The sequence below is a fragment of the Ensifer sp. PDNC004 genome (assembly GCF_016919405.1).
Lineage (GTDB): Bacteria > Pseudomonadota > Alphaproteobacteria > Rhizobiales > Rhizobiaceae > Ensifer.
Window position 1 is genome coordinate 628,873 of record NZ_CP070353.1, and the last position, 17,073, is coordinate 645,945.

Here is a 17,073-nt window from a genome sequence, read left to right on the forward strand (position 1 = left end):
GGTGTCGGAGACCATCCTTTTCATCCTCGCGCTGGCGCTGGTGATCGATCGCGTCGTCGGCGATCCGGACTGGCTCTGGGCGCGCGTGCCGCATCCGGTCGTATTCTTCGGCAAGGCGATCGGCTTTTTCGACGCCCGGCTGAACCGTGAGGATCTGGAGGATGGCGCCCGCAAATTTCGGGGCGTCGTCGCAATCCTGCTGTTGCTTGGCCTCAGCGCCTGGTTCGGCCATCTGCTGCATCGCCTGTTCGCCGTCTTCGGGCCGCTCGGTTTCCTGCTGGAGGCCGTTCTGGTCGCGATCTTTCTGGCGCAGAAGAGCCTTGCCGATCACGTGCGTCGCGTCGCCGAGGGCCTGCGACAGGGTGGGCTTGAAGGCGGACGGGCCGCCGTGTCGATGATCGTCGGTCGCGATCCGGAGACGCTCGACGAGCCGGCGGTCTGCCGCGCGGCGATCGAGAGCCTGGCCGAGAACTTTTCCGATGGCGTCGTGGCGCCGGCCTTCTGGTATGCGGTTGCCGGCCTTCCGGGGCTTCTCGCCTACAAGATGCTGAACACGGCCGATTCGATGATTGGCCACAAGTCGCCGAAATATCTGCACTTCGGCTGGGCTTCGGCCCGGCTCGACGACGTCGCCAACCTGCCGGCTGCCAGGCTCTCGATCCTGTTGATCTCGGCCGGTGCGCTGATCCACCGCGGCGCGCGTGCCGCCAAGGATGCTCTGACGGTGAGCCTTCGCGACCACGGCCTGCACCGCTCGCCGAACTCAGGCTGGCCGGAAGCGGCCATGGCCGGCGCGCTTGACCTGCAGCTTGCGGGTCCGCGCATCTATGGCGGCGTCAAGGTCGGCGAGCCGATGATCAACGGTCCGGGCCGGGCGGTTGCGAAAAGCCAAGACATCGACGCCGGTATTGCTGTCTTTTACGGCGCCTGCACGGTCATGACCGGGCTTGTTCTTGCAATCGCAATGATTTGATCGCGGAAGTTGACCTTCGCATTAAGACTCTGCTTTCCATATGTATTAAGATCGTATCATATTCGATCAGTTATTCTCCTGGAACGTTTGGTTCCACCGGTACGTGTTCGTCTTCCCGGAGAGAGAAGCATGCGCAAAAGCCTTCTGACTGCGCTGATTGCCGCTCTGCTGCAGTTTACCGTTCAACCCGTGAACGCCGCCAATCTGATTGCCGATATCAGCCTGTCGTCGCAGACGATGACCGTCAGCCAGAACGGCATCGTGATGTATCGCTGGAAGGTCTCGACGGCGCGCAAGGGCTATGTGACGCCACGCGGCAGCTGGAGTGCGAAGTGGCTCTCGCGCAACCACCGTTCGCGCAAGTACGACGATGCGCCGATGCCTTACGCCGTGTTCTTCAACGGTGGCTACGCCATCCACGCCACCTACGACATCAAGCGGCTCGGCCGCCCGGCCTCGCATGGCTGCGTGCGGCTGCATCCCAACAATGCGGCGGAGTTTTTCGCCCTTACCAAGGAACACGGGTTGGCGAACACGCGGATCGTCATTACGCGGTGACGCTGCCTCGCGTCGCACGTCCGGCTTGTTGCCTTCTTGATAGATCCGCTGCTCATCCCCTTGCCGGGACCTTCTGCCCGTTTTGACGGGGAGAAGGGGAATTGCGGCACGCGGCCGTTTCAATCGCACCGTCGGATTCGCCCGCGAGCTTGCCGAAGATGGCAAGGCTGCAGTCGTCCTCGTTCCCTCTCGCCGCTTGCGCTGAGAGCGGTCGTCCTCGGGTCGAACCCGAGGAGAGGGGCGATACTGTCGAGAAAGTTGCTGCGACTACTGCTTAGCAGCCGCTAACGGCCGTCAGTCGATACCCGCCACATGCATCAGCCGGTCGAGGCTCGGCACGGTGACGTGGCGGCTGTTTTCGATGCGGATGACGTTCTCCTTGCGCAGCTTGGTGATCTGGCGGCTGACCGTTTCGATGGTCAGGCCGAGATAGTCTGCGATGTCGGCGCGCGACAGCGGCAGGTCGAACTCGTTCGAGGTGCCGTTTTCCGGGTCGATATGGGTGGCGATGATGTAGAGGAAACTCGCGACCTTTTCCTGCGCAGTCTTGCGGCCGAGCGTCAGCATCCAGTCACGCGCCTCGTCGAGTTCCTTCAGCGCTTGCTCGTGCAGCCGGTGCTCGAGGTTGGGCGCTTCGGAGACCAGGCGATCGATGACGGTGCGCGGGAAACAACAGATGTCGGTATCGACGGCTGCTTCCGCCGTCAGGGCGCTTTCGCGGGTAAAGGGCCGGCCCATGAAATCAGGGGCAAACTGCAGGCCGACGATCTGCTGTCGGCCGTCGGCCAGAACCTTGCTGAGCTTGACGACACCGTTGATGATGTTGGCGTAGCTCTCGGTCGCTTCTCCCTGGCCGATGACCTCGCGGCCGGGCTCGATGCTGCGGCGAGTCGAATGGCGGCTGAGGTCGAGCAGCTGATCCGGGGTGAGCGTGCCGCAAACGCCGCCATGGCGCGCCTCGCAGGCGGCGCAGACGGCTGGAACCTCCGAATTATGGATATCCTTGCGACGATGTTCGTTCACGATCTGCAATTCTTTCTACCTGCATGCCGTTGGTCTCTGGATGACCAAAGAGGATGCGGGTCGTTAAATCAAGAGTTGACAGGTGCTAATTCCGAAAGCGCGAAACAATGTCTCATGCCAGCTTGAGCATTGTCAATTTTAACGTGTTAATTCGCCGACTTGATCAAAATCAAAGGCCTCTTTGCCGATCCGTCCTAAGCCGTCTTCATGACAGCGGAGAGACTTATGGACGACGCGCTCATCCTCAAGCATGCGAGCCCTGTGCCGCGCTACACCAGCTACCCGACCGCACCGCATTTTTCCGAGGCGGTGGGGCCGGTTGACTATCAAGGCTGGCTCGGTGCGATCCGTGCGGGCGAGGCGATCTCGCTCTATGCGCACGTGCCCTATTGCGACAGGCTCTGTTGGTTCTGTGCCTGCCATACGAAGCAGACGCTGCGCTATGATCCGGTGGCAACCTATCTAACCGGCCTGCATCGCGAGGTTGCAGAAATCGGCAGCCGGGTGAGCCGCGAGGCCAGGGTGACGGCGCTGCATTTCGGCGGCGGCTCGCCGACGCTCGTCAGGCCCGACGACATGATCGCGCTGAAACGTGCTTTTGCCGAACACTTCACCTTTGCGCCCGATTGCGAGATCAGCGTCGAGATGGACCCGAACGATCTCGATGAAGCGCGCCATGATGCGCTGGCTAAGATCGGCATGACGCGGGCGAGCTTCGGCATCCAGGATTTCGATCCGGTCGTGCAGAATGCGATCAACCGCATCCAGACCTTCGAGCAGACGCGCGACGCGATCGAGGCGTCCCGGGCACGGGGCGTACACTCGGTCAATTGCGACGTGCTCTATGGTTTGCCCTACCAAAGCCTTCAGTCGCTGGAGCGGACCATGGAGGCCGTGCTTTCGCTCGCGCCTGATCGCGTCGCACTCTTCGGCTACGCCCATGTGCCGTGGATGAAGACACACCAGAAGATGATTCCGGACGAAAGCCTGCCCGGCATCGTCGAGCGTTTCGCGCAGATGAGCCGCGCCGCCGAGATGCTGGTTGCTGCCGGCTACGAGGCAATCGGTATCGACCATTTCGCAAAGCCGGACGACAGCCTGGCGCGGGCCAACAGGGAAGGGCGTCTGCGCCGCAATTTCCAGGGCTATACCGACGACGCGGCCGAAACGCTTATTGGTCTCGGCGCCTCGGCGATCGGTCAGTTTCGTCAAGGTTATGTTCAGAACATGCCGGCCACCGGCGAATATCTGCGCCATGTGGAAAACACCGGGCTGGCAGCCGTGCGTGGTTACCGCTTCACACCGGACGACATCCTGAGAGCAAAAGTGATTGCCGACGTCATGTGCCGCTTTGCCTTCTCTTTCGACGAGATCGAGCATGACTTCCCGGCGCTTGCCGGCGCGGTGATCGAGGAGGCGCGGCTCTTCCGGGCGCGCGATGTGGACGAGCTGACGACGATCGAAAGCGGGGTTTTCCGCCTGACCGAACGCGGCAGGCCCTTTGCCCGCTCGGTTGCGGCCACCTTCGATGCCTATCTCGGCAACGGCCGCGGCCGGCATTCGGTGGCGGTCTGAGCCATGCTCTGTCGCAACACCGTTTTCCAATTCGAAAGCCTTCGCCATCAAGGCCATTGGCTTTTGCGGCGCATTTACCTATAGGATCGCCGAGACTCGACTTTAAAATATTAGAGGTATGCGCGTGACAGCTACATTCGACAAGGTTGCCGACATCATCGCGGAAACGAGCGAGATCGATCGCGAGACGATCACGCCGGAAAGCCACACGATCGACGATCTGGGCATCGACAGCCTGGACTTCCTCGACATCGTGTTTGCGATCGACAAGGAATTCGGCATTAAGATTCCGCTCGAGCAGTGGACGCAGGAAGTCAACGAAGGCAAGGTTTCGACCGAAGAATACTTCGTTCTGAAGAACCTCTGCGCCAAGATCGACGAACTGCGGGCTGCCAAGGGCTGATCGGGCTTTCGCCCGAGCCTTGCCACTCGATTTCCAATGCCGCCCGTCGCGCCCCGCGCTTGACAGGCGGCATTGGCGTTTTTACTTGAGCCCGAAACCAACGGGGTGAGCCTCAATGCTCCTTGAATACTTCCAGATGATCGATCGTGTCGAAACGGTCGATCTTTCGGCTGGCCGGCTGACGGCGCGGTCCGTCGTGCCGGAGAAGAGCCCGGTGTTCGAAGGCCATTTTCCAGGCTATCCGCTGGTGCCCGGCGTGCTTCTCATCGAGACCATGGCGCAGGCCTCCGGTTTCCTGGTGCTCGCCGCTACCAATTTCGCCGCCATGCCCTTCCTGATGTCGGTCGACGGCGCCAAGATGCGGACCTTCGTCGAGCCCTCGGCCGAACTCGAGATCGAAGCCTTCCTCGAGCATGAAGGTTCGGGCTTCGCCGTCACCAAGGCGAAGATCACCTCTGGCGGCAAGAAGGTCTGCGACGCCCAGCTGAAGCTGCGGACCATGCCGTTCGATCAGGTTCCGCTCGGCGATATCGTGCGCAAGCGGGCTGGAGAAGTGGGTCTGATGGCGGCGCTTTCAGCGGCAGCCGGTTCGGAGAAGTAAGATGAGCAAATCTGCAAACGACGTTGTCATTACCGGCATCGGTATCGTCACCAGCCAGGGTGTCGGGGTCGAGCCGCATCTGGCGATGCTGACCGCCGGCACGTCGCCGGCCGCGCGCGTCGAGACCGAGAAGTTCAGCCCCTATCCGGTGCATCCGCTGCCGGAAATCGACTGGTCGCAGCAGATCGCCAAGCGTGGCGACCAGCGCCAGATGGAAAACTGGCAGCGCCTCGGCGTCTTTTCCGCGGGCCTGGCGCTGGATGACGCCGGTCTGAAGGACAATCTCGAAGCCTGCGGCAGCATGGACATGATCGTCGCTGCCGGCGGCGGCGAGCGAGACATCAACGTCGATTCACTGATCGTCGACGAGGCGCTGAAGCGCAACGACCGCGAACAGCTGCTCAACGAAAAGCTGACGACCGAACTGCGACCGACGCTGTTCCTGGCCCAGCTTTCCAACCTGCTCGCCGGCAACATCTCGATCGTGCACAAGGTGACCGGCTCGTCCCGCACCTTCATGGGCGAAGAAGCGGCCGGTATCTCGGCGATCGAAACCGCCTTTGCCCGGATCAAGGCCGGCCAGTCGACGCATACGCTCGTCGGCGGCGCGTTTTCGGCCGAGCGCCTGGACATCATGCTGATGATCGAGGCGATCCAGGGCCAGGCAACCGGTGACTGGCACCCGATCTGGTCGCGCAGCCGCGACAACGGTGGCGGCATGATCCCCGGGTCGGTCGGCGCCTTCCTGGTGCTGGAATCACGCGAGTACGCCGAAGCCCGTGGCGCCCGCATCTATGCGACGATCGACGCGATCGGCAGCGACCGCGGCAGCCGCGCTGACGGCAAGCTCGAAGCACGCCTTGCGGACCTTGCGAAACCGGCTGAAAAGCTCGATCCGGCAAGCACGGTGGTCTTTTCCGGCACGTCCGGTTTTCATGATCTCGTCGCCAGCGAAAAGGCGTTCCTGCAGGCCAATCTGGCCGGCGCGCCTGTGCGTGCCTATGGCGGCATCGTCGGCCACAGCATCGAGGCGCAGTTTCCGGCGGGCTTGGCGCTTGCCGCGCTCACGCTCGGCCACGGCGCCAAGGTGCCGGCCTTCGACGCCAGCTTCGAAAAGCCGATGACGGCTGCTGCCCGGTCGGCGGTCGTGACCACCGTCGGTCATTCACGCGGCGAAGGCGTCGCGGTCCTTTCGGCCGAATAAGAGGAACGATTGATGAGCAACGCTTACAAGGATCACCTCGGCCGCCCGATCGTCGCCGTTACCGGCATGGGCGTCATTACCTCGCTCGGCCAGGGGCTGGAAGACAACTGGTCGGCGCTGACCGGCGGCGTCTCCGGCATCCGCAAGATCACCCGTTTCCCGACGGAAGGCCTCAACACCCGCATCTCCGGCATGGTCGATTTCATCGAGGTGCCGGCGGCCAACTCCGTCGAGCGCTCCTATGCCATGGCGCGCGAGACGACACTGGAAGCGCTGGCGCAGGCCGGGCTTTCCGGCGACTTCAACGGCCCGCTGTTTCTGGCCGCCCCGCCGATCGAGCCGGAATGGAGCGCACGCTTCGAGCTCGCCGATCGTTCGCCGCCTTCCGAACAGCCAGGCGATGCCTATAACCGCTTCCTCGCTGCGATGCGCCAGAAGGCCGATCCGGTGTTCCATGAGGCCGTGCTCTTCGGCTCGATCTCCGAGCGCCTTGCCGATCGCTTCGGCACGCGTGGCCTGCCGGTGACGCTGTCGACCGCCTGCGCTTCCGGCGCGACCGCGATCCAGCTCGGCGTCGAGGCGATCCGCCAGGGCCGCACCGATCGCGCACTGACGGTTGCGACCGATGGTTCGGTCAGCGCCGAAGCGCTGATCCGCTTTGCGCTGCTTTCCGCGCTCTCCACCCAGAACGATCCGCCGGAAAAGGCCTCAAAGCCCTTCACCAAGGACCGTGATGGCTTCGTCATCGCCGAAGGTGCAGCGACGCTGGTGCTGGAATCGCTGGAAGCAGCCGTTGCCCGCGGCGCCCGCGTCTACGGCATCCTCAAGGGTTGCGGCGAGAAGGCCGACCTCTTCCACCGCACGCGCTCCTCGCCGGACGGTGGACCGGCTATCGCGACGATCCGCGCTGCCCTTGCCGACGCCGGCATCGATGAAACCGGCATCGGCTACATCAACGCGCACGGCACCTCGACGCCCGAAAACGACAAGATGGAATATCTGTCGATGTCGGCCGTCTTCGGCGATCGCCTGCCGTCGATCCCGGTCTCGTCCAACAAGTCGATGATCGGTCACACGCTGACGGCCGCCGGTGCGGTCGAGGCGGTGTTCTCGATCCAGACGATGCTGACCGGCACGCTGCCGCCGACGATCAACTACCAGAACCCCGATCCGGCGATCGTGCTCGACGTCGTGCCGAACGTGAAGCGCAGCCAGCAGGTTTCTGCGGTGCTGTCGAACTCCTTCGGCTTCGGCGGCCAGAACGCCAGCCTGGTGATGACGGCCGAGCCGGCCTGAACCAATTCGAGGGCAATACGATTTGGCGCTGCCCCCTGTGCCCTGCCGGGCATCTCCCGCACGAGGGGAGATCGGGTGTAGCGCTGTCCTGCTCATCAGGGGGCCGAAGCTGAGCCCTCCGTTGAAGCGATAAGCTTGTCGCGGGTCGATCGCCTTTTGGGGGAGATGGCCGGCAGGCCAAAGGGGGTGCTGCGCCACTCTCCCAAAGTGTATATATGCCAGTCAGCACGGCCCAGCCGCTCGACTATGTAAAGAGATCTAAAGGAAGAACCATGCGCGCCCTGCAATTGCTCGATGACCGCAAGCTCGAAATCACCGACATTCCGGAACCGGAAGCACCCGGCCCGGGCGAGGTGACGCTGCGCGTCAAGGCGGTTGCGCTCAACCACATCGACGTCTGGGGCTGGCGCGGCATGGCGTTCGCCAAGCGCAAGATGCCGCTCGTCATCGGTGCGGAAGCCTCCGGCGTCGTCGATCAGATCGGCCCGGGCGTTTCCAGCGTGCTTCCGGGCCAGCTCGTCTCGGTCTACGGTGCACGCACCTGCGGCCTCTGCCGTCCGTGCAAGGAAGGCCGCGACAACCTCTGCGAACATGTCGGCGGCGTTCACGGCTTCCACCTCGACGGCTTTGCGCAGGAAAAGATCAACCTGCCGGCGCGCCTGCTGGTACCGGCCCCTCCGGGCGTCGATGCGGTTGCTGCCGCCCTTGCTCCGGTGACCTTCGGTACCGTCGAGCACATGCTGTTCGACAACGCCAAGCTGGAGCCCGGTGAAACCATCCTCGTGCATGCCGGCGGCTCCGGCATCGGCTCGGCGGCGATCCAGCTTGCCAAGAAGATCGGCTGCACCGTGATCACCACCGTTGGCTCCGACGACAAGATCGAGAAGGCCAAGGCGCTTGGCGCCGATCACGTCATCAACTACCGCACCGACCGGTTTGAAGGCGTCGTGCGCAAGCTCACCAAGAAGAAGGGCGTCGACGTCGTGTTCGAACACGTCGGCAAGGACACCTGGGCCGGCTCCATGCTCTGCATGAAGCGCGGCGGACGTCTCGTTACCTGCGGCTCCACCTCGGGCGTCTCCACCGACATGAACCTGATGATGCTCTTCCAGCAGCAGCTCAAGCTGCTCGGCTCGTTCGGCTGCCGCATGGAGAACATGGCGAACGCCATGCAGAAGATGGCGCGCGGTCTCGTGCATCCGGTCATCGACACTGAAATCACCCTCGACCAGATCGACCGGGCACTGGAGCGCATGGAGTCGCGCCAGATCTTCGGCAAGATCATCCTGAAGATGGATTGATCGACTGTGCGCATGGTGATCACACGGCTGGTGCTGGCGGCGGATCGTTTCCGCCAATGGCTGATTGCGCAGTTCGTGTTTCTGCTTCTGACGATCCTGAAGATGTTTCCCGCCGACGGCGCGATCAGCTTCATGGATCGCGCCCTGCGATTCATCGGCCCGAAGACCAGCCGTCAGAAGCTGACGCTGACCAACCTGCGCAACGCATTCCCGGAAAAGAGCGAAGCGGAGATCAATGAGATCGCGCTCGAAAGCTGGGGCAACATGGGTCGCATGGCGGCCGAATACGTGTTCCTCGACCGGCTCTTCGATTTCGATCCGGAGCGCACGACGCCGGGGCGGGTCGAGGTCTCGGGCATTCCCTTGTTCCTCGAGCTTCGCGACAATCCGCGCCCCTTCATCGTCTTTACCGCGCACAGCGGCAATTTCGAGATGCTGCCGGTCGCCGGATCCGCCTTCGGGCTCGACGTGACCGTGCTCTTCCGTCCGCCGAACAATCCTTACGTGGCAGAGAAGGTCTTCAACTTCCGCGCGGAACGCATGGGCAAGCTCGTGCCGTCGCATGCGGGCTCGTCCTTTGCGCTCGCCCGCCAGCTGGAGCGCGGCCAGGGCGTCGGCGTCCTCGTCGACCAGAAGTTCCGCAAGGGGCTGAAGACCAAGTTCTTCGGCCAGGACGTGCAGACCAACCCGCTGCTCGCCAAGCTCGTGCGCCAGTTCAACTGCGAGGTCTATCCGGCCCGCTGCATCCGCTTGCCGGGTGGCCGTTTCCGCCTGGAAATCGAACCGGCGATCGCCATTCCCCGCAAGGCCGACGGCAGCGTCGACGTCACCGCCACGGCGCAGGTGCTGAACGACAAGGTGGAGAGCTGGGTGAGGGAATATCCGGGCCAATGGCTCTGGTATCACGACCGCTGGCACATCAAGCGTTACCTGAAAGACTGATTCTCTTTCGCATCTGAACAGCGCCTGATTGCGCCTAGCGCAAGCAGGCTTGACGTTACTGCAAGCCCGGCACCCTTGTGTCGGGCTTTGCGTTTTGCCAGCTACGCGGGGACATCAGCGCCGATCCTCCCTCGAAAACGTGCGTAAGCGTTAAGTTTTTCTTTCTGCTGTTGAACGCTATCGCAATGAGTGTAAACTTATGCCTGTCGCGTGAGAAAATGCCTGCAAGCGCTTTGGATGACCCGAGCGGTACGGTTTTACGCGAAAGGGGTGGGGGAAACGTCAAGAACCAGATCAGTGTCCTGAGCATCTACGCCTGTTTTGTAAGTGCATCGAAGCGGCTTTGCCGTGGGGGAATTGGGGTTTCGAATTGAACGCACTGATTGAGCTGTTCTGGTTCAAGTATTCGCAGCTGCAGTATGCCGTACGTACGGCAGACGAGCATTTGATCGGGATTCTGGATCGCGAATTGGATCCGATCTTGAGGTCAGTCTACGACGAGAAGGCGGTGAGCGTCGAAGACGCCCGGCTTCAGTTCCAGTTCTTGATCGACATTCTGCGCGTCGAAGCCGACGACATTTCCTGCGTGCTGCGCCATTCGCAGTTGCTGCAATCGCTGATCAACCGCTATTTCGCCGCGACCGGCGCGGAGAACCTTGCCGACCTGCAGCTGGAGCGCCTGCCGGCGCAACCGAACAAGGGCAGGGCGGACGAAGGATTGCTCAACGAGGCCATCCTCGACAGCTTCCCGGACCGGTTGGCGGTGATCACGCCCGACTACCGCTATCTCTACACCAATCCACGCAATGCCGAGCATCTGGAAAGCCGCCCGATGGACCTGATCGGCCGGCATATCGTCGAGTTCATCGGCATCCAGCGGTTCGAGCTGCGGGTGAAATCCTATCTCGACCGGTGTTTCGCCGGCGAGGTGGTGGACTACACCTTCGCCAAGACGGTCGATGCGCGCACGGTCGTCGTGCGCTGCCGGCTGACGCCGTGCATGTCGAGCACAGGCAAGCTGATCGGCGCCATCCTGGTGATCCAGGAACATGCCGACCGCCGCCGCGCGATCGCGGCCTGAAGCGCCGGTTCCGGCGATACCCGAAAATGCAGAAGGGGATGCGCGGCCGGATAACGGCCACGATACGTGTCCGCATTGCGTCGCGCTGCTCGGGCGGCCGGTCTATCCGACCGGCGCGGTAATGCTGCGCAGACATTCCTGCTCGAAGCCGACGTGCCGCCTGAGGCTGGTGAAGAAGCCGCGCAGCATGTAGCCGGCGGTCTCGGCATTGACCGTCTCGTCGGCGGCGCCGAGGCGCTCCAGCATTTCGGTCAGTTCCTCGGCGAAGCACTCGTCCTCGCAATGCTCGTATTTCAGCCGCTCCAGTGTCGCGCCGAGCGTCGGGTCCGAGCGGTAGGTGCGCTCGATCCAGGGGAAGACCAGGTTTTCTTCGCCCGAATGCATCTCGCGGATCAGCGGCTCCAGCACCTTGGCGGCATAGACGCATTTCTGCCGGTCGATGTCGGCCGGCAGGCTGTCGGCGATTTCCTCCAGGCAATTGCAGAGCGCCAGCTGCTCCTCGTGGGCGCGGGCAAGCCAGGCAAACGGCTCGGCCACGGGTTCCCGCCGGGGGGCTGGGTCCAGTCGGCTGCGGATTCGTCCGTCTTCAAAAGTCTTTTTCATCGGCTTCAGACGCCAACTCCCACGGCGCTCCCTATTGTTTGCCGAGGATGATCCAAACGAGGTGGCAAAGCCTTGATCTGAATCAAGGCCGGCTTGCCCCGATTCTGACACTTTCCGGCAAGCTGCGGTGACACCCCTCGTTTCGGGGTGTCATTGCGTGCGTTCGGACCAAGTTGGGGACCCAACCATGAAATACACATTCGAGATGATCCTGCTCGGGGTCGGTGCATTCCTGGCGCTCGTCGGCGCCGGGCTTGCCCAGGACCGGCACTTCGAAGCCCATATGTGGGTGCTGTTCTTCACGCTTCTTGCCGGCACCATCCTTTTGATGCGCCGCATCGAGTTCAGCCCGGCTTCGGCGGGCAGGGCGTCACCGCCGCCACCCCAGTCGGAGTATTTCGACGAGGTGGTCAAATACGGCGTGATCGCCACCGTCTTTTGGGGCGTCGTCGGATTTCTCGTCGGCGTTGTGGTTGCGCTCCAGCTTGCCTTCCCGGACCTCAACATCGAGCCCTGGTTCAACTTCGGCCGCATGCGGCCGCTGCACACCTCGGCGGTCATCTTCGCCTTCGGCGGCAACGCGCTGATCGCAACGTCGTTCTACATCGTCCAGCGCACCAGCCGCGCGCGCCTCTTCGGCGGCAATCTCGGTTGGTTCGTGTTCTGGGGCTACCAGCTCTTCATCATCATGGCCGCAACCGGCTACTTGCTGGGGATCACCCAGTCGAAGGAATATGCGGAGCCGGAATGGTATGTGGACCTGTGGCTGACGATCGTCTGGGTCGCCTATCTCGCCGTCTTCCTCGGCACGCTTCTGACCCGCAAGGAGCCGCATATCTATGTGGCCAACTGGTTCTACCTCGCATTCATCGTCACGATCGCGATGCTGCACATCGTCAACAACCTGGCGGTTCCGGTTTCCTTCCTCGGTTCCAAGAGCTATTCGGCCTTTGCCGGGGTGCAGGACGCGCTGACGCAATGGTGGTACGGGCATAACGCCGTCGGCTTCTTCCTGACGGCCGGCTTCCTCGGCATGATGTATTACTTCATCCCGAAGCAGGCGAACCGTCCTGTTTACTCCTACCGTCTGTCGATCATCCACTTCTGGTCGCTGATCTTCATGTACATCTGGGCGGGTCCTCACCACCTGCACTACACCGCGCTGCCGGATTGGGCGCAGACGCTCGGCATGGTGTTCTCGGTCATGCTCTGGATGCCCTCCTGGGGCGGCATGATCAACGGCCTGATGACGCTTTCGGGCGCCTGGGACAAGATCCGCACCGACCCGATCATCCGCATGATGGTCATGGCCGTTGCCTTCTACGGCATGGCGACCTTCGAAGGCCCGATGATGTCGATCAAGACGGTCAACTCGCTCAGCCACTACACCGACTGGACCATCGGCCACGTGCATTCGGGCGCGCTCGGCTGGAACGGCCTCATCACCTTCGGCGCGATCTACTATCTCGTTCCGAAGCTGTGGAACCGCGAGCGCCTCTACAGCGTGCGCATGGTCAACTGGCACTTCTGGCTCGCCACCCTCGGCATCGTCGTCTACGCGGCGGTCATGTGGGTTGCCGGCATCCAGCAGGGCCTGATGTGGCGCGAATACGATGACCAGGGCTTCCTCGTCTATTCCTTCGCGGAATCGGTCGCGGCCATGGTTCCCTACTACGTGCTGCGTGCCCTTGGCGGCGCACTCTTCCTCGCCGGAGCTCTGCTCATGGCCTTCAACGTAACCATGACCATCCTTGGCCGCGTGCGCGATGAAGCTCCGATCTTCGGTGCGACGCCCGCGCTCAAGGCTGCGGAATAGGAGGGCATAGAGAATGTCCATTCTCGACAAACACGCGACGCTCGAACGCAACGCGACCCTGCTGCTCGTCGGCTCGCTGCTCGTCGTCTCCGTCGGCGGCATCGTGGAAATCGCGCCGCTGTTCTATCTCGAAAACACCATCGAGAAGGTGGAGGGCATGCGGCCCTATTCGCCGCTGGAGCTCGCCGGCCGCGACATCTACGTGCGTGAAGGCTGCTACGTCTGTCACAGCCAGATGATCCGCCCGTTCCGCGACGAAGTGGAGCGCTACGGCCACTACTCGCTGGCGGCGGAATCCATGTACGACCATCCGTTCCAGTGGGGCTCCAAGCGCACCGGGCCGGACCTGGCGCGCGTCGGCGACCGCTACTCCAACGAGTGGCACGTGCAGCACATGATCGAGCCGCGCTCGGTGGTGCCGGAATCTGTCATGCCGAGCTACGCCTTCCTCAAGGCGACCCCGCTCGACGTGAACAACATCGCCGCCAACCTGAAAGCGAACAAGGCGGTCGGCGTTCCCTATACGGACGAGATGATCGACAACGCGCTTGCCGACATCAAGGCGCAGGCCGATCCGAACGCCGACACCACAGGCGTCGAGGGGCGCTATCCGAAGGCCAAGCTCGGCGACTTCGACGGCGATCCGCAGAAGCTGACGGAGATGGACGCGCTCATCGCCTATCTGCAGATGCTCGGCACGCTGGTCGACTTCTCTACCTACGACGACACCACCGGTTATCGCTAAGGAGATCAGCACATGGAAACCTACACGGCCATGCGCCAGTTCGCCGATAGCTGGGCGCTCCTTGCGATGACGCTCTTCTTCCTCGGCGTCGTTGCCTTCATCTTCCGGCCCGGCGCCAAGAAGGCCGCCGATGATGCCGCAGCCATCCCCCTGAAGGAGGATTAATAGAATGGCGGACAAACACGTCGACGAAATCAGCGGCGTCGAGACCACCGGCCACGAATGGGACGGTATCCGCGAGCTCAACAACCCGATGCCGCGCTGGTGGGTCTATACCTTCTACGCGACCATCGTATGGGCTGTCGGCTACATGATCGTCTATCCGGCCGTGCCGCTCCTGACCGACGCCACCAAGGGCGTGCTTGGCTATTCGAGCCGCGCCGAGGTGAGCGCCGAACTTGCGAGCGCCAAGGCGGCGCAGGCCGGCAACCTCGAGAAGATCGCCTCAAGCTCGCTTGCCGACATCATGGCCGATCCGCAGCTGCAGCACTTTGCCGTATCCGGCGGTGCCTCGGCCTTCAAGGTCAACTGTGCCCAGTGCCACGGCTCGGGTGCGGCCGGTTCTGCCGGATTCCCGAACCTGAACGACGACGACTGGCTCTGGGGTGGAAAGCCCGAAGAGATCTACCAGACGATCGCCCACGGCATCCGCTACAACGGCGACGACGAGACCCGCGTCTCGGAGATGCCGTCCTTCGCGGAAATCCTCAAGCCGGAGGAGATCAAACAGACGGCAGCCTATGTCGTCAGCCTCACCGGCACGCCGTCGGATGCATCCATGGTGGAGCCGGGCAAGGCGCTGTTCGAGACCAACTGCGCCTCCTGCCACGGTGCCGACGCCAAGGGCAACCGCGAGTTCGGCGCGCCCAACCTTGCCGATGCGCTGTGGCTGAACGGCTCGAGCGAGCAGGCGATCGTCGCCCAGATGAAGGCGCCCAAGCACGGCGTCATGCCTGCCTGGCTGCCGCGCCTCGGCGACACCACGGTCAAGCAGCTCGCCATCTTCGTGCATTCGCTGGGTGGCGGCGAGTAAGGCCCGCGACGTCTCGTGACTGAGGGCTGGGGCTGGCTCTCATTCACGCGGTGAGGGTTTGCCCTCGTCCGCGCGGTGAGGTTGCCACTCATCCGCCTGCCGGCACCTTCTCTGCGGCATGCGGTGAGAAGGACGCAGATTGCGCCGGTCTCGGCCAGACCGAAATGCCTTTGCTTTGCGGAGGCAGTGCGCCCAGCGTCTCTCTCCCCGCCTGGCGGCGAGAGAAGTCCGGCAGGACCGTGAGGGGCAGCTCTCATCCATCCATCGAGCAGGCCGCGCCAACGGGCGCGGCCTTTTTTGTTTGGAGACGTTTCGTCATTGACGGGAGATCGCAACGAAATGGCCGAGCTGTCCTCTCACGATTTGGCTGTTTCGCCGACACGCCTCGGCAACGAAACCACCGCCAGCGTCGCCATGAGAGCGATGGCGACGGCGCACGCGGCGGCAGCTGCGCTAAAGCCGGTCATGAAGGCGGCCTGGGCCTGCTCCAGCGCGCCCGCCGGCAGTTCGGCGGCGACCGACACAGCGCCGGCGAGGCTGTCCGACAGTCTGCCACCTATGTCGCCTGCAAGCTTTGTCTGCCCGGCCATTTCGGTGCGGTAGACGGCGGTGGTCAGGCTGCCGAGCGTGGCGATGCCGACGGCAAGACCGAGCTCCTGCACCACTTCGGAGAGGGCCGAGGCCGATCCGGCCTTTTCGGCAGGTGCTGCGCTGACGACGAGATCGGTGCCAAGCGCGGCAATGGTACCGAGGCCGAGATAGACGAGCGCGAATGCGGCCGTCACCAGCCCGACACCGTGCGGCGCGTGGTCGAGCAAGGCGAGCAGAAGGTAGCCGACGACCGAGAGCGCCAGCGCCGTTGCGATCACGGGGCCGGGGCCGAAGCGCCGGGCGATGAGCGGTGCGGTGATGCCGGCCAAAAGCATGGCGAGCGCCGAGGGTCCCATTCTCAGGCCCGCCGACAGGGGAGAAAGCCCGACGACGAGCTGCAGATACTGGGTGACGAGCAGCATCGTGCCGCCGACGGCCGTCAAGCCGACCAGGAGGATCAACAGCGCTGTGCTGAAAGCGCGATCGGAGAAGAGGTCGAGGTCGATCAGCGGGCTTTTCAGCCGGCGCTGCCGCCGGATGAAGAGGAGTGTGGCGACGATTCCGACGGTCAGACCGAGCATGGCAGCGAGTCCGAAGCCATCCTTGGCGATCTGCTTGATGCCGTAGACGATGGGAAGCAGCCCCGCCAGCGACAGCGCCACGCTCGTCATGTCCAGCCGCTCCGCTTGCGGCGCACGGTATTCCGGCAGCAGGAACGGCGCGACGATGAGGAGCAGCCCGACGATCGGCAGTGCCACGAGGAAGGCAGCACCCCACCAGTAGCGTTCGAGCAGGATGCCGCCGACGATCGGCCCCGCCGCCATGCCGAGCGCGAACATGGTTGCCCACGCCCCGATCGCAAGCGCCCTCTGGTGCGGGTTTAAAAACATGTTGCTGATCAGCGCCAGCGTCGGCGGCATCAGCGTTGCGCCGGCAACGCCGAGGGCTGCGCGCGCGGCGATCAGCATGGTGGCGCTGGTGGAATAGGCCGAAAGGATCGAGGCCACGCCGAAGGCGGCAGCGCCCAGCATCAGCAGCTTGCGGCGACCGATGCGATCGCCGAGCGTCCCCATGGTGATCAGGAAGCCGGCGATCATGAAGCCGTAGGCATCGACGATCCAGAGCGCCTGCGTGCTGGTGGGCTTCAGGTCTGCCGCGAGCGCCGGCAAGGCCAGATGCAGCAGCGTCAGGTCGAGCCCGAGCAGGATGGTGGGGAGTGCGAGCAGGGCAAGGCCGGCCCATTCCCGCAGGCCTGCGCGCGGTTCTGCGGGGTCCGCGTGGACGGGATGTCCCTCGGTGAGGTGGGATGGTCGGTCGCTGAGCATGGT

Annotated in this window: 17 protein-coding genes; 14 read left to right on the top strand and 3 right to left on the bottom strand. The window is 63.3% G+C overall.

Features of this window, described 5'->3' with window-relative positions:
- Nucleotide 1 precedes the first annotated feature (1 nt).
- Both cbiB and JVX98_RS11060 read left to right on the top strand, forming a co-directional pair.
- A complete protein-coding gene (cbiB, locus tag JVX98_RS11055) occupies nucleotides 2–973 on the top strand; it encodes an adenosylcobinamide-phosphate synthase CbiB (protein ID WP_205238620.1) in 972 nt (323 codons plus the stop codon).
- A gap of 129 nt (nucleotides 974–1,102) precedes the next feature.
- On the top strand, nucleotides 1,103–1,531 hold the full coding sequence (locus JVX98_RS11060) for a L,D-transpeptidase (protein ID WP_192446372.1): 429 nt from the start codon (nucleotides 1,103–1,105) through the stop codon (nucleotides 1,529–1,531).
- 294 nt (nucleotides 1,532–1,825) lie between these two features.
- Here JVX98_RS11060 and JVX98_RS11065 read toward each other — a convergent pair whose 3' ends face one another.
- A complete protein-coding gene (locus tag JVX98_RS11065) occupies nucleotides 1,826–2,563 on the bottom strand; it encodes a Crp/Fnr family transcriptional regulator (RefSeq protein WP_052201805.1) in 738 nt (245 codons plus the stop codon).
- A gap of 216 nt (nucleotides 2,564–2,779) precedes the next feature.
- Here JVX98_RS11065 and hemN point away from each other — a divergent pair, with 216 nt between their 5' ends.
- From hemN to JVX98_RS11105, 8 genes are all read left to right on the top strand, one after another.
- Nucleotides 2,780–4,129, top strand: coding sequence for an oxygen-independent coproporphyrinogen III oxidase (gene hemN / locus JVX98_RS11070; protein WP_205238621.1), 1,350 nt, complete (start codon nucleotides 2,780–2,782; stop codon nucleotides 4,127–4,129).
- A gap of 118 nt (nucleotides 4,130–4,247) precedes the next feature.
- On the top strand, nucleotides 4,248–4,532 hold the full coding sequence (locus JVX98_RS11075; protein ID WP_089044188.1) for an acyl carrier protein: 285 nt from the start codon (nucleotides 4,248–4,250) through the stop codon (nucleotides 4,530–4,532).
- A gap of 115 nt (nucleotides 4,533–4,647) precedes the next feature.
- Entirely contained in the window at nucleotides 4,648–5,133 is a 486-nt protein-coding gene (locus tag JVX98_RS11080) for a 3-hydroxyacyl-ACP dehydratase FabZ family protein (protein ID WP_034788315.1), read from the top strand.
- Nucleotide 5,134: 1 nt separating this feature from the next.
- On the top strand, nucleotides 5,135–6,337 hold the full coding sequence (locus JVX98_RS11085) for a beta-ketoacyl-ACP synthase (RefSeq protein ID WP_192446369.1): 1,203 nt from the start codon (nucleotides 5,135–5,137) through the stop codon (nucleotides 6,335–6,337).
- Between the two features lie 12 nt (nucleotides 6,338–6,349).
- The gene (locus JVX98_RS11090; RefSeq protein ID WP_043617343.1) at nucleotides 6,350–7,633 is read left to right on the top strand and encodes a beta-ketoacyl-ACP synthase; all 1,284 of its coding nucleotides are present in this window, start codon (nucleotides 6,350–6,352) and stop codon (nucleotides 7,631–7,633) included.
- Between the two features lie 272 nt (nucleotides 7,634–7,905).
- On the top strand, nucleotides 7,906–8,934 hold the full coding sequence (locus JVX98_RS11095; RefSeq protein WP_043617339.1) for a zinc-binding dehydrogenase: 1,029 nt from the start codon (nucleotides 7,906–7,908) through the stop codon (nucleotides 8,932–8,934).
- Nucleotides 8,935–8,946: 12 nt separating this feature from the next.
- Nucleotides 8,947–9,876: a lipid A biosynthesis lauroyl acyltransferase gene (locus JVX98_RS11100; protein ID WP_043617336.1), complete on the top strand. Its 930-nt coding sequence runs from the start codon at nucleotides 8,947–8,949 to the stop codon at nucleotides 9,874–9,876.
- Between the two features lie 370 nt (nucleotides 9,877–10,246).
- Entirely contained in the window at nucleotides 10,247–10,957 is a 711-nt protein-coding gene (locus JVX98_RS11105) for a PAS domain-containing protein (RefSeq protein ID WP_192446368.1), read from the top strand.
- A 102-nt stretch (nucleotides 10,958–11,059) separates the two neighbouring features.
- On the opposite strand, the gene JVX98_RS11110 is transcribed toward JVX98_RS11105, so the two are convergent.
- Nucleotides 11,060–11,494, bottom strand: coding sequence for a hemerythrin domain-containing protein (locus tag JVX98_RS11110; protein ID WP_371258871.1), 435 nt, complete (start codon nucleotides 11,492–11,494; stop codon nucleotides 11,060–11,062).
- Nucleotides 11,495–11,747: 253 nt separating this feature from the next.
- Between JVX98_RS11110 and ccoN the strand changes: the two genes are divergently transcribed.
- Genes ccoN through ccoP form a run of 4 tightly spaced genes read left to right on the top strand, consistent with a single transcriptional unit; the run spans nucleotide 11,748 to nucleotide 15,154 of the window.
- Nucleotides 11,748–13,376, top strand: coding sequence for a cytochrome-c oxidase, cbb3-type subunit I (gene ccoN / locus JVX98_RS11115; protein WP_043617330.1), 1,629 nt, complete (start codon nucleotides 11,748–11,750; stop codon nucleotides 13,374–13,376).
- A 13-nt stretch (nucleotides 13,377–13,389) separates the two neighbouring features.
- Nucleotides 13,390–14,121, top strand: coding sequence for a cytochrome-c oxidase, cbb3-type subunit II (gene ccoO, locus JVX98_RS11120; protein ID WP_205238622.1), 732 nt, complete (start codon nucleotides 13,390–13,392; stop codon nucleotides 14,119–14,121).
- Nucleotides 14,122–14,133: 12 nt separating this feature from the next.
- Complete coding sequence (locus JVX98_RS11125; protein ID WP_034788377.1) at nucleotides 14,134–14,286, top strand: CcoQ/FixQ family Cbb3-type cytochrome c oxidase assembly chaperone; 153 nt, start codon at nucleotides 14,134–14,136, stop codon at nucleotides 14,284–14,286.
- Between the two features lie 4 nt (nucleotides 14,287–14,290).
- Nucleotides 14,291–15,154 (top strand): cytochrome-c oxidase, cbb3-type subunit III, encoded by an 864-nt coding sequence (gene ccoP, locus JVX98_RS11130; RefSeq protein WP_043617325.1) that lies wholly within the window; start codon nucleotides 14,291–14,293, stop codon nucleotides 15,152–15,154.
- Nucleotides 15,155–15,510: 356 nt separating this feature from the next.
- Here ccoP and JVX98_RS11135 read toward each other — a convergent pair whose 3' ends face one another.
- On the bottom strand, nucleotides 15,511–17,070 hold the full coding sequence (locus JVX98_RS11135) for an MFS transporter (protein WP_205239428.1): 1,560 nt from the start codon (nucleotides 17,068–17,070) through the stop codon (nucleotides 15,511–15,513).
- Nucleotides 17,071–17,073 lie beyond the last annotated feature (3 nt).

What these genes read in the sequence shown, in the direction of transcription:
- JVX98_RS11060 (WP_192446372.1), top strand. Translation starts at nt 1,103, where the DNA reads ATGCGCAAAAGCCTTCTGACTGCGCTGATTGCCGCTCTGCTGCAGTTT.
- hemN (WP_205238621.1), top strand. Translation starts at nt 2,780, where the DNA reads ATGGACGACGCGCTCATCCTCAAGCATGCGAGCCCTGTGCCGCGCTAC.
- JVX98_RS11075 (WP_089044188.1), top strand. Translation starts at nt 4,248, where the DNA reads ATGCGCGTGACAGCTACATTCGACAAGGTTGCCGACATCATCGCGGAA.
- JVX98_RS11080 (WP_034788315.1), top strand. Translation starts at nt 4,648, where the DNA reads ATGCTCCTTGAATACTTCCAGATGATCGATCGTGTCGAAACGGTCGAT.
- JVX98_RS11085 (WP_192446369.1), top strand. Translation starts at nt 5,135, where the DNA reads ATGAGCAAATCTGCAAACGACGTTGTCATTACCGGCATCGGTATCGTC.
- JVX98_RS11090 (WP_043617343.1), top strand. Translation starts at nt 6,350, where the DNA reads ATGAGCAACGCTTACAAGGATCACCTCGGCCGCCCGATCGTCGCCGTT.
- JVX98_RS11095 (WP_043617339.1), top strand. Translation starts at nt 7,906, where the DNA reads ATGCGCGCCCTGCAATTGCTCGATGACCGCAAGCTCGAAATCACCGAC.
- JVX98_RS11100 (WP_043617336.1), top strand. Translation starts at nt 8,947, where the DNA reads ATGGTGATCACACGGCTGGTGCTGGCGGCGGATCGTTTCCGCCAATGG.
- ccoN (WP_043617330.1), top strand. Translation starts at nt 11,748, where the DNA reads ATGAAATACACATTCGAGATGATCCTGCTCGGGGTCGGTGCATTCCTG.
- ccoO (WP_205238622.1), top strand. Translation starts at nt 13,390, where the DNA reads ATGTCCATTCTCGACAAACACGCGACGCTCGAACGCAACGCGACCCTG.
- JVX98_RS11125 (WP_034788377.1), top strand. Translation starts at nt 14,134, where the DNA reads ATGGAAACCTACACGGCCATGCGCCAGTTCGCCGATAGCTGGGCGCTC.
- ccoP (WP_043617325.1), top strand. Translation starts at nt 14,291, where the DNA reads ATGGCGGACAAACACGTCGACGAAATCAGCGGCGTCGAGACCACCGGC.
- JVX98_RS11135 (WP_205239428.1), bottom strand. Translation starts at nt 17,070, where the DNA reads ATGCTCAGCGACCGACCATCCCACCTCACCGAGGGACATCCCGTCCAC.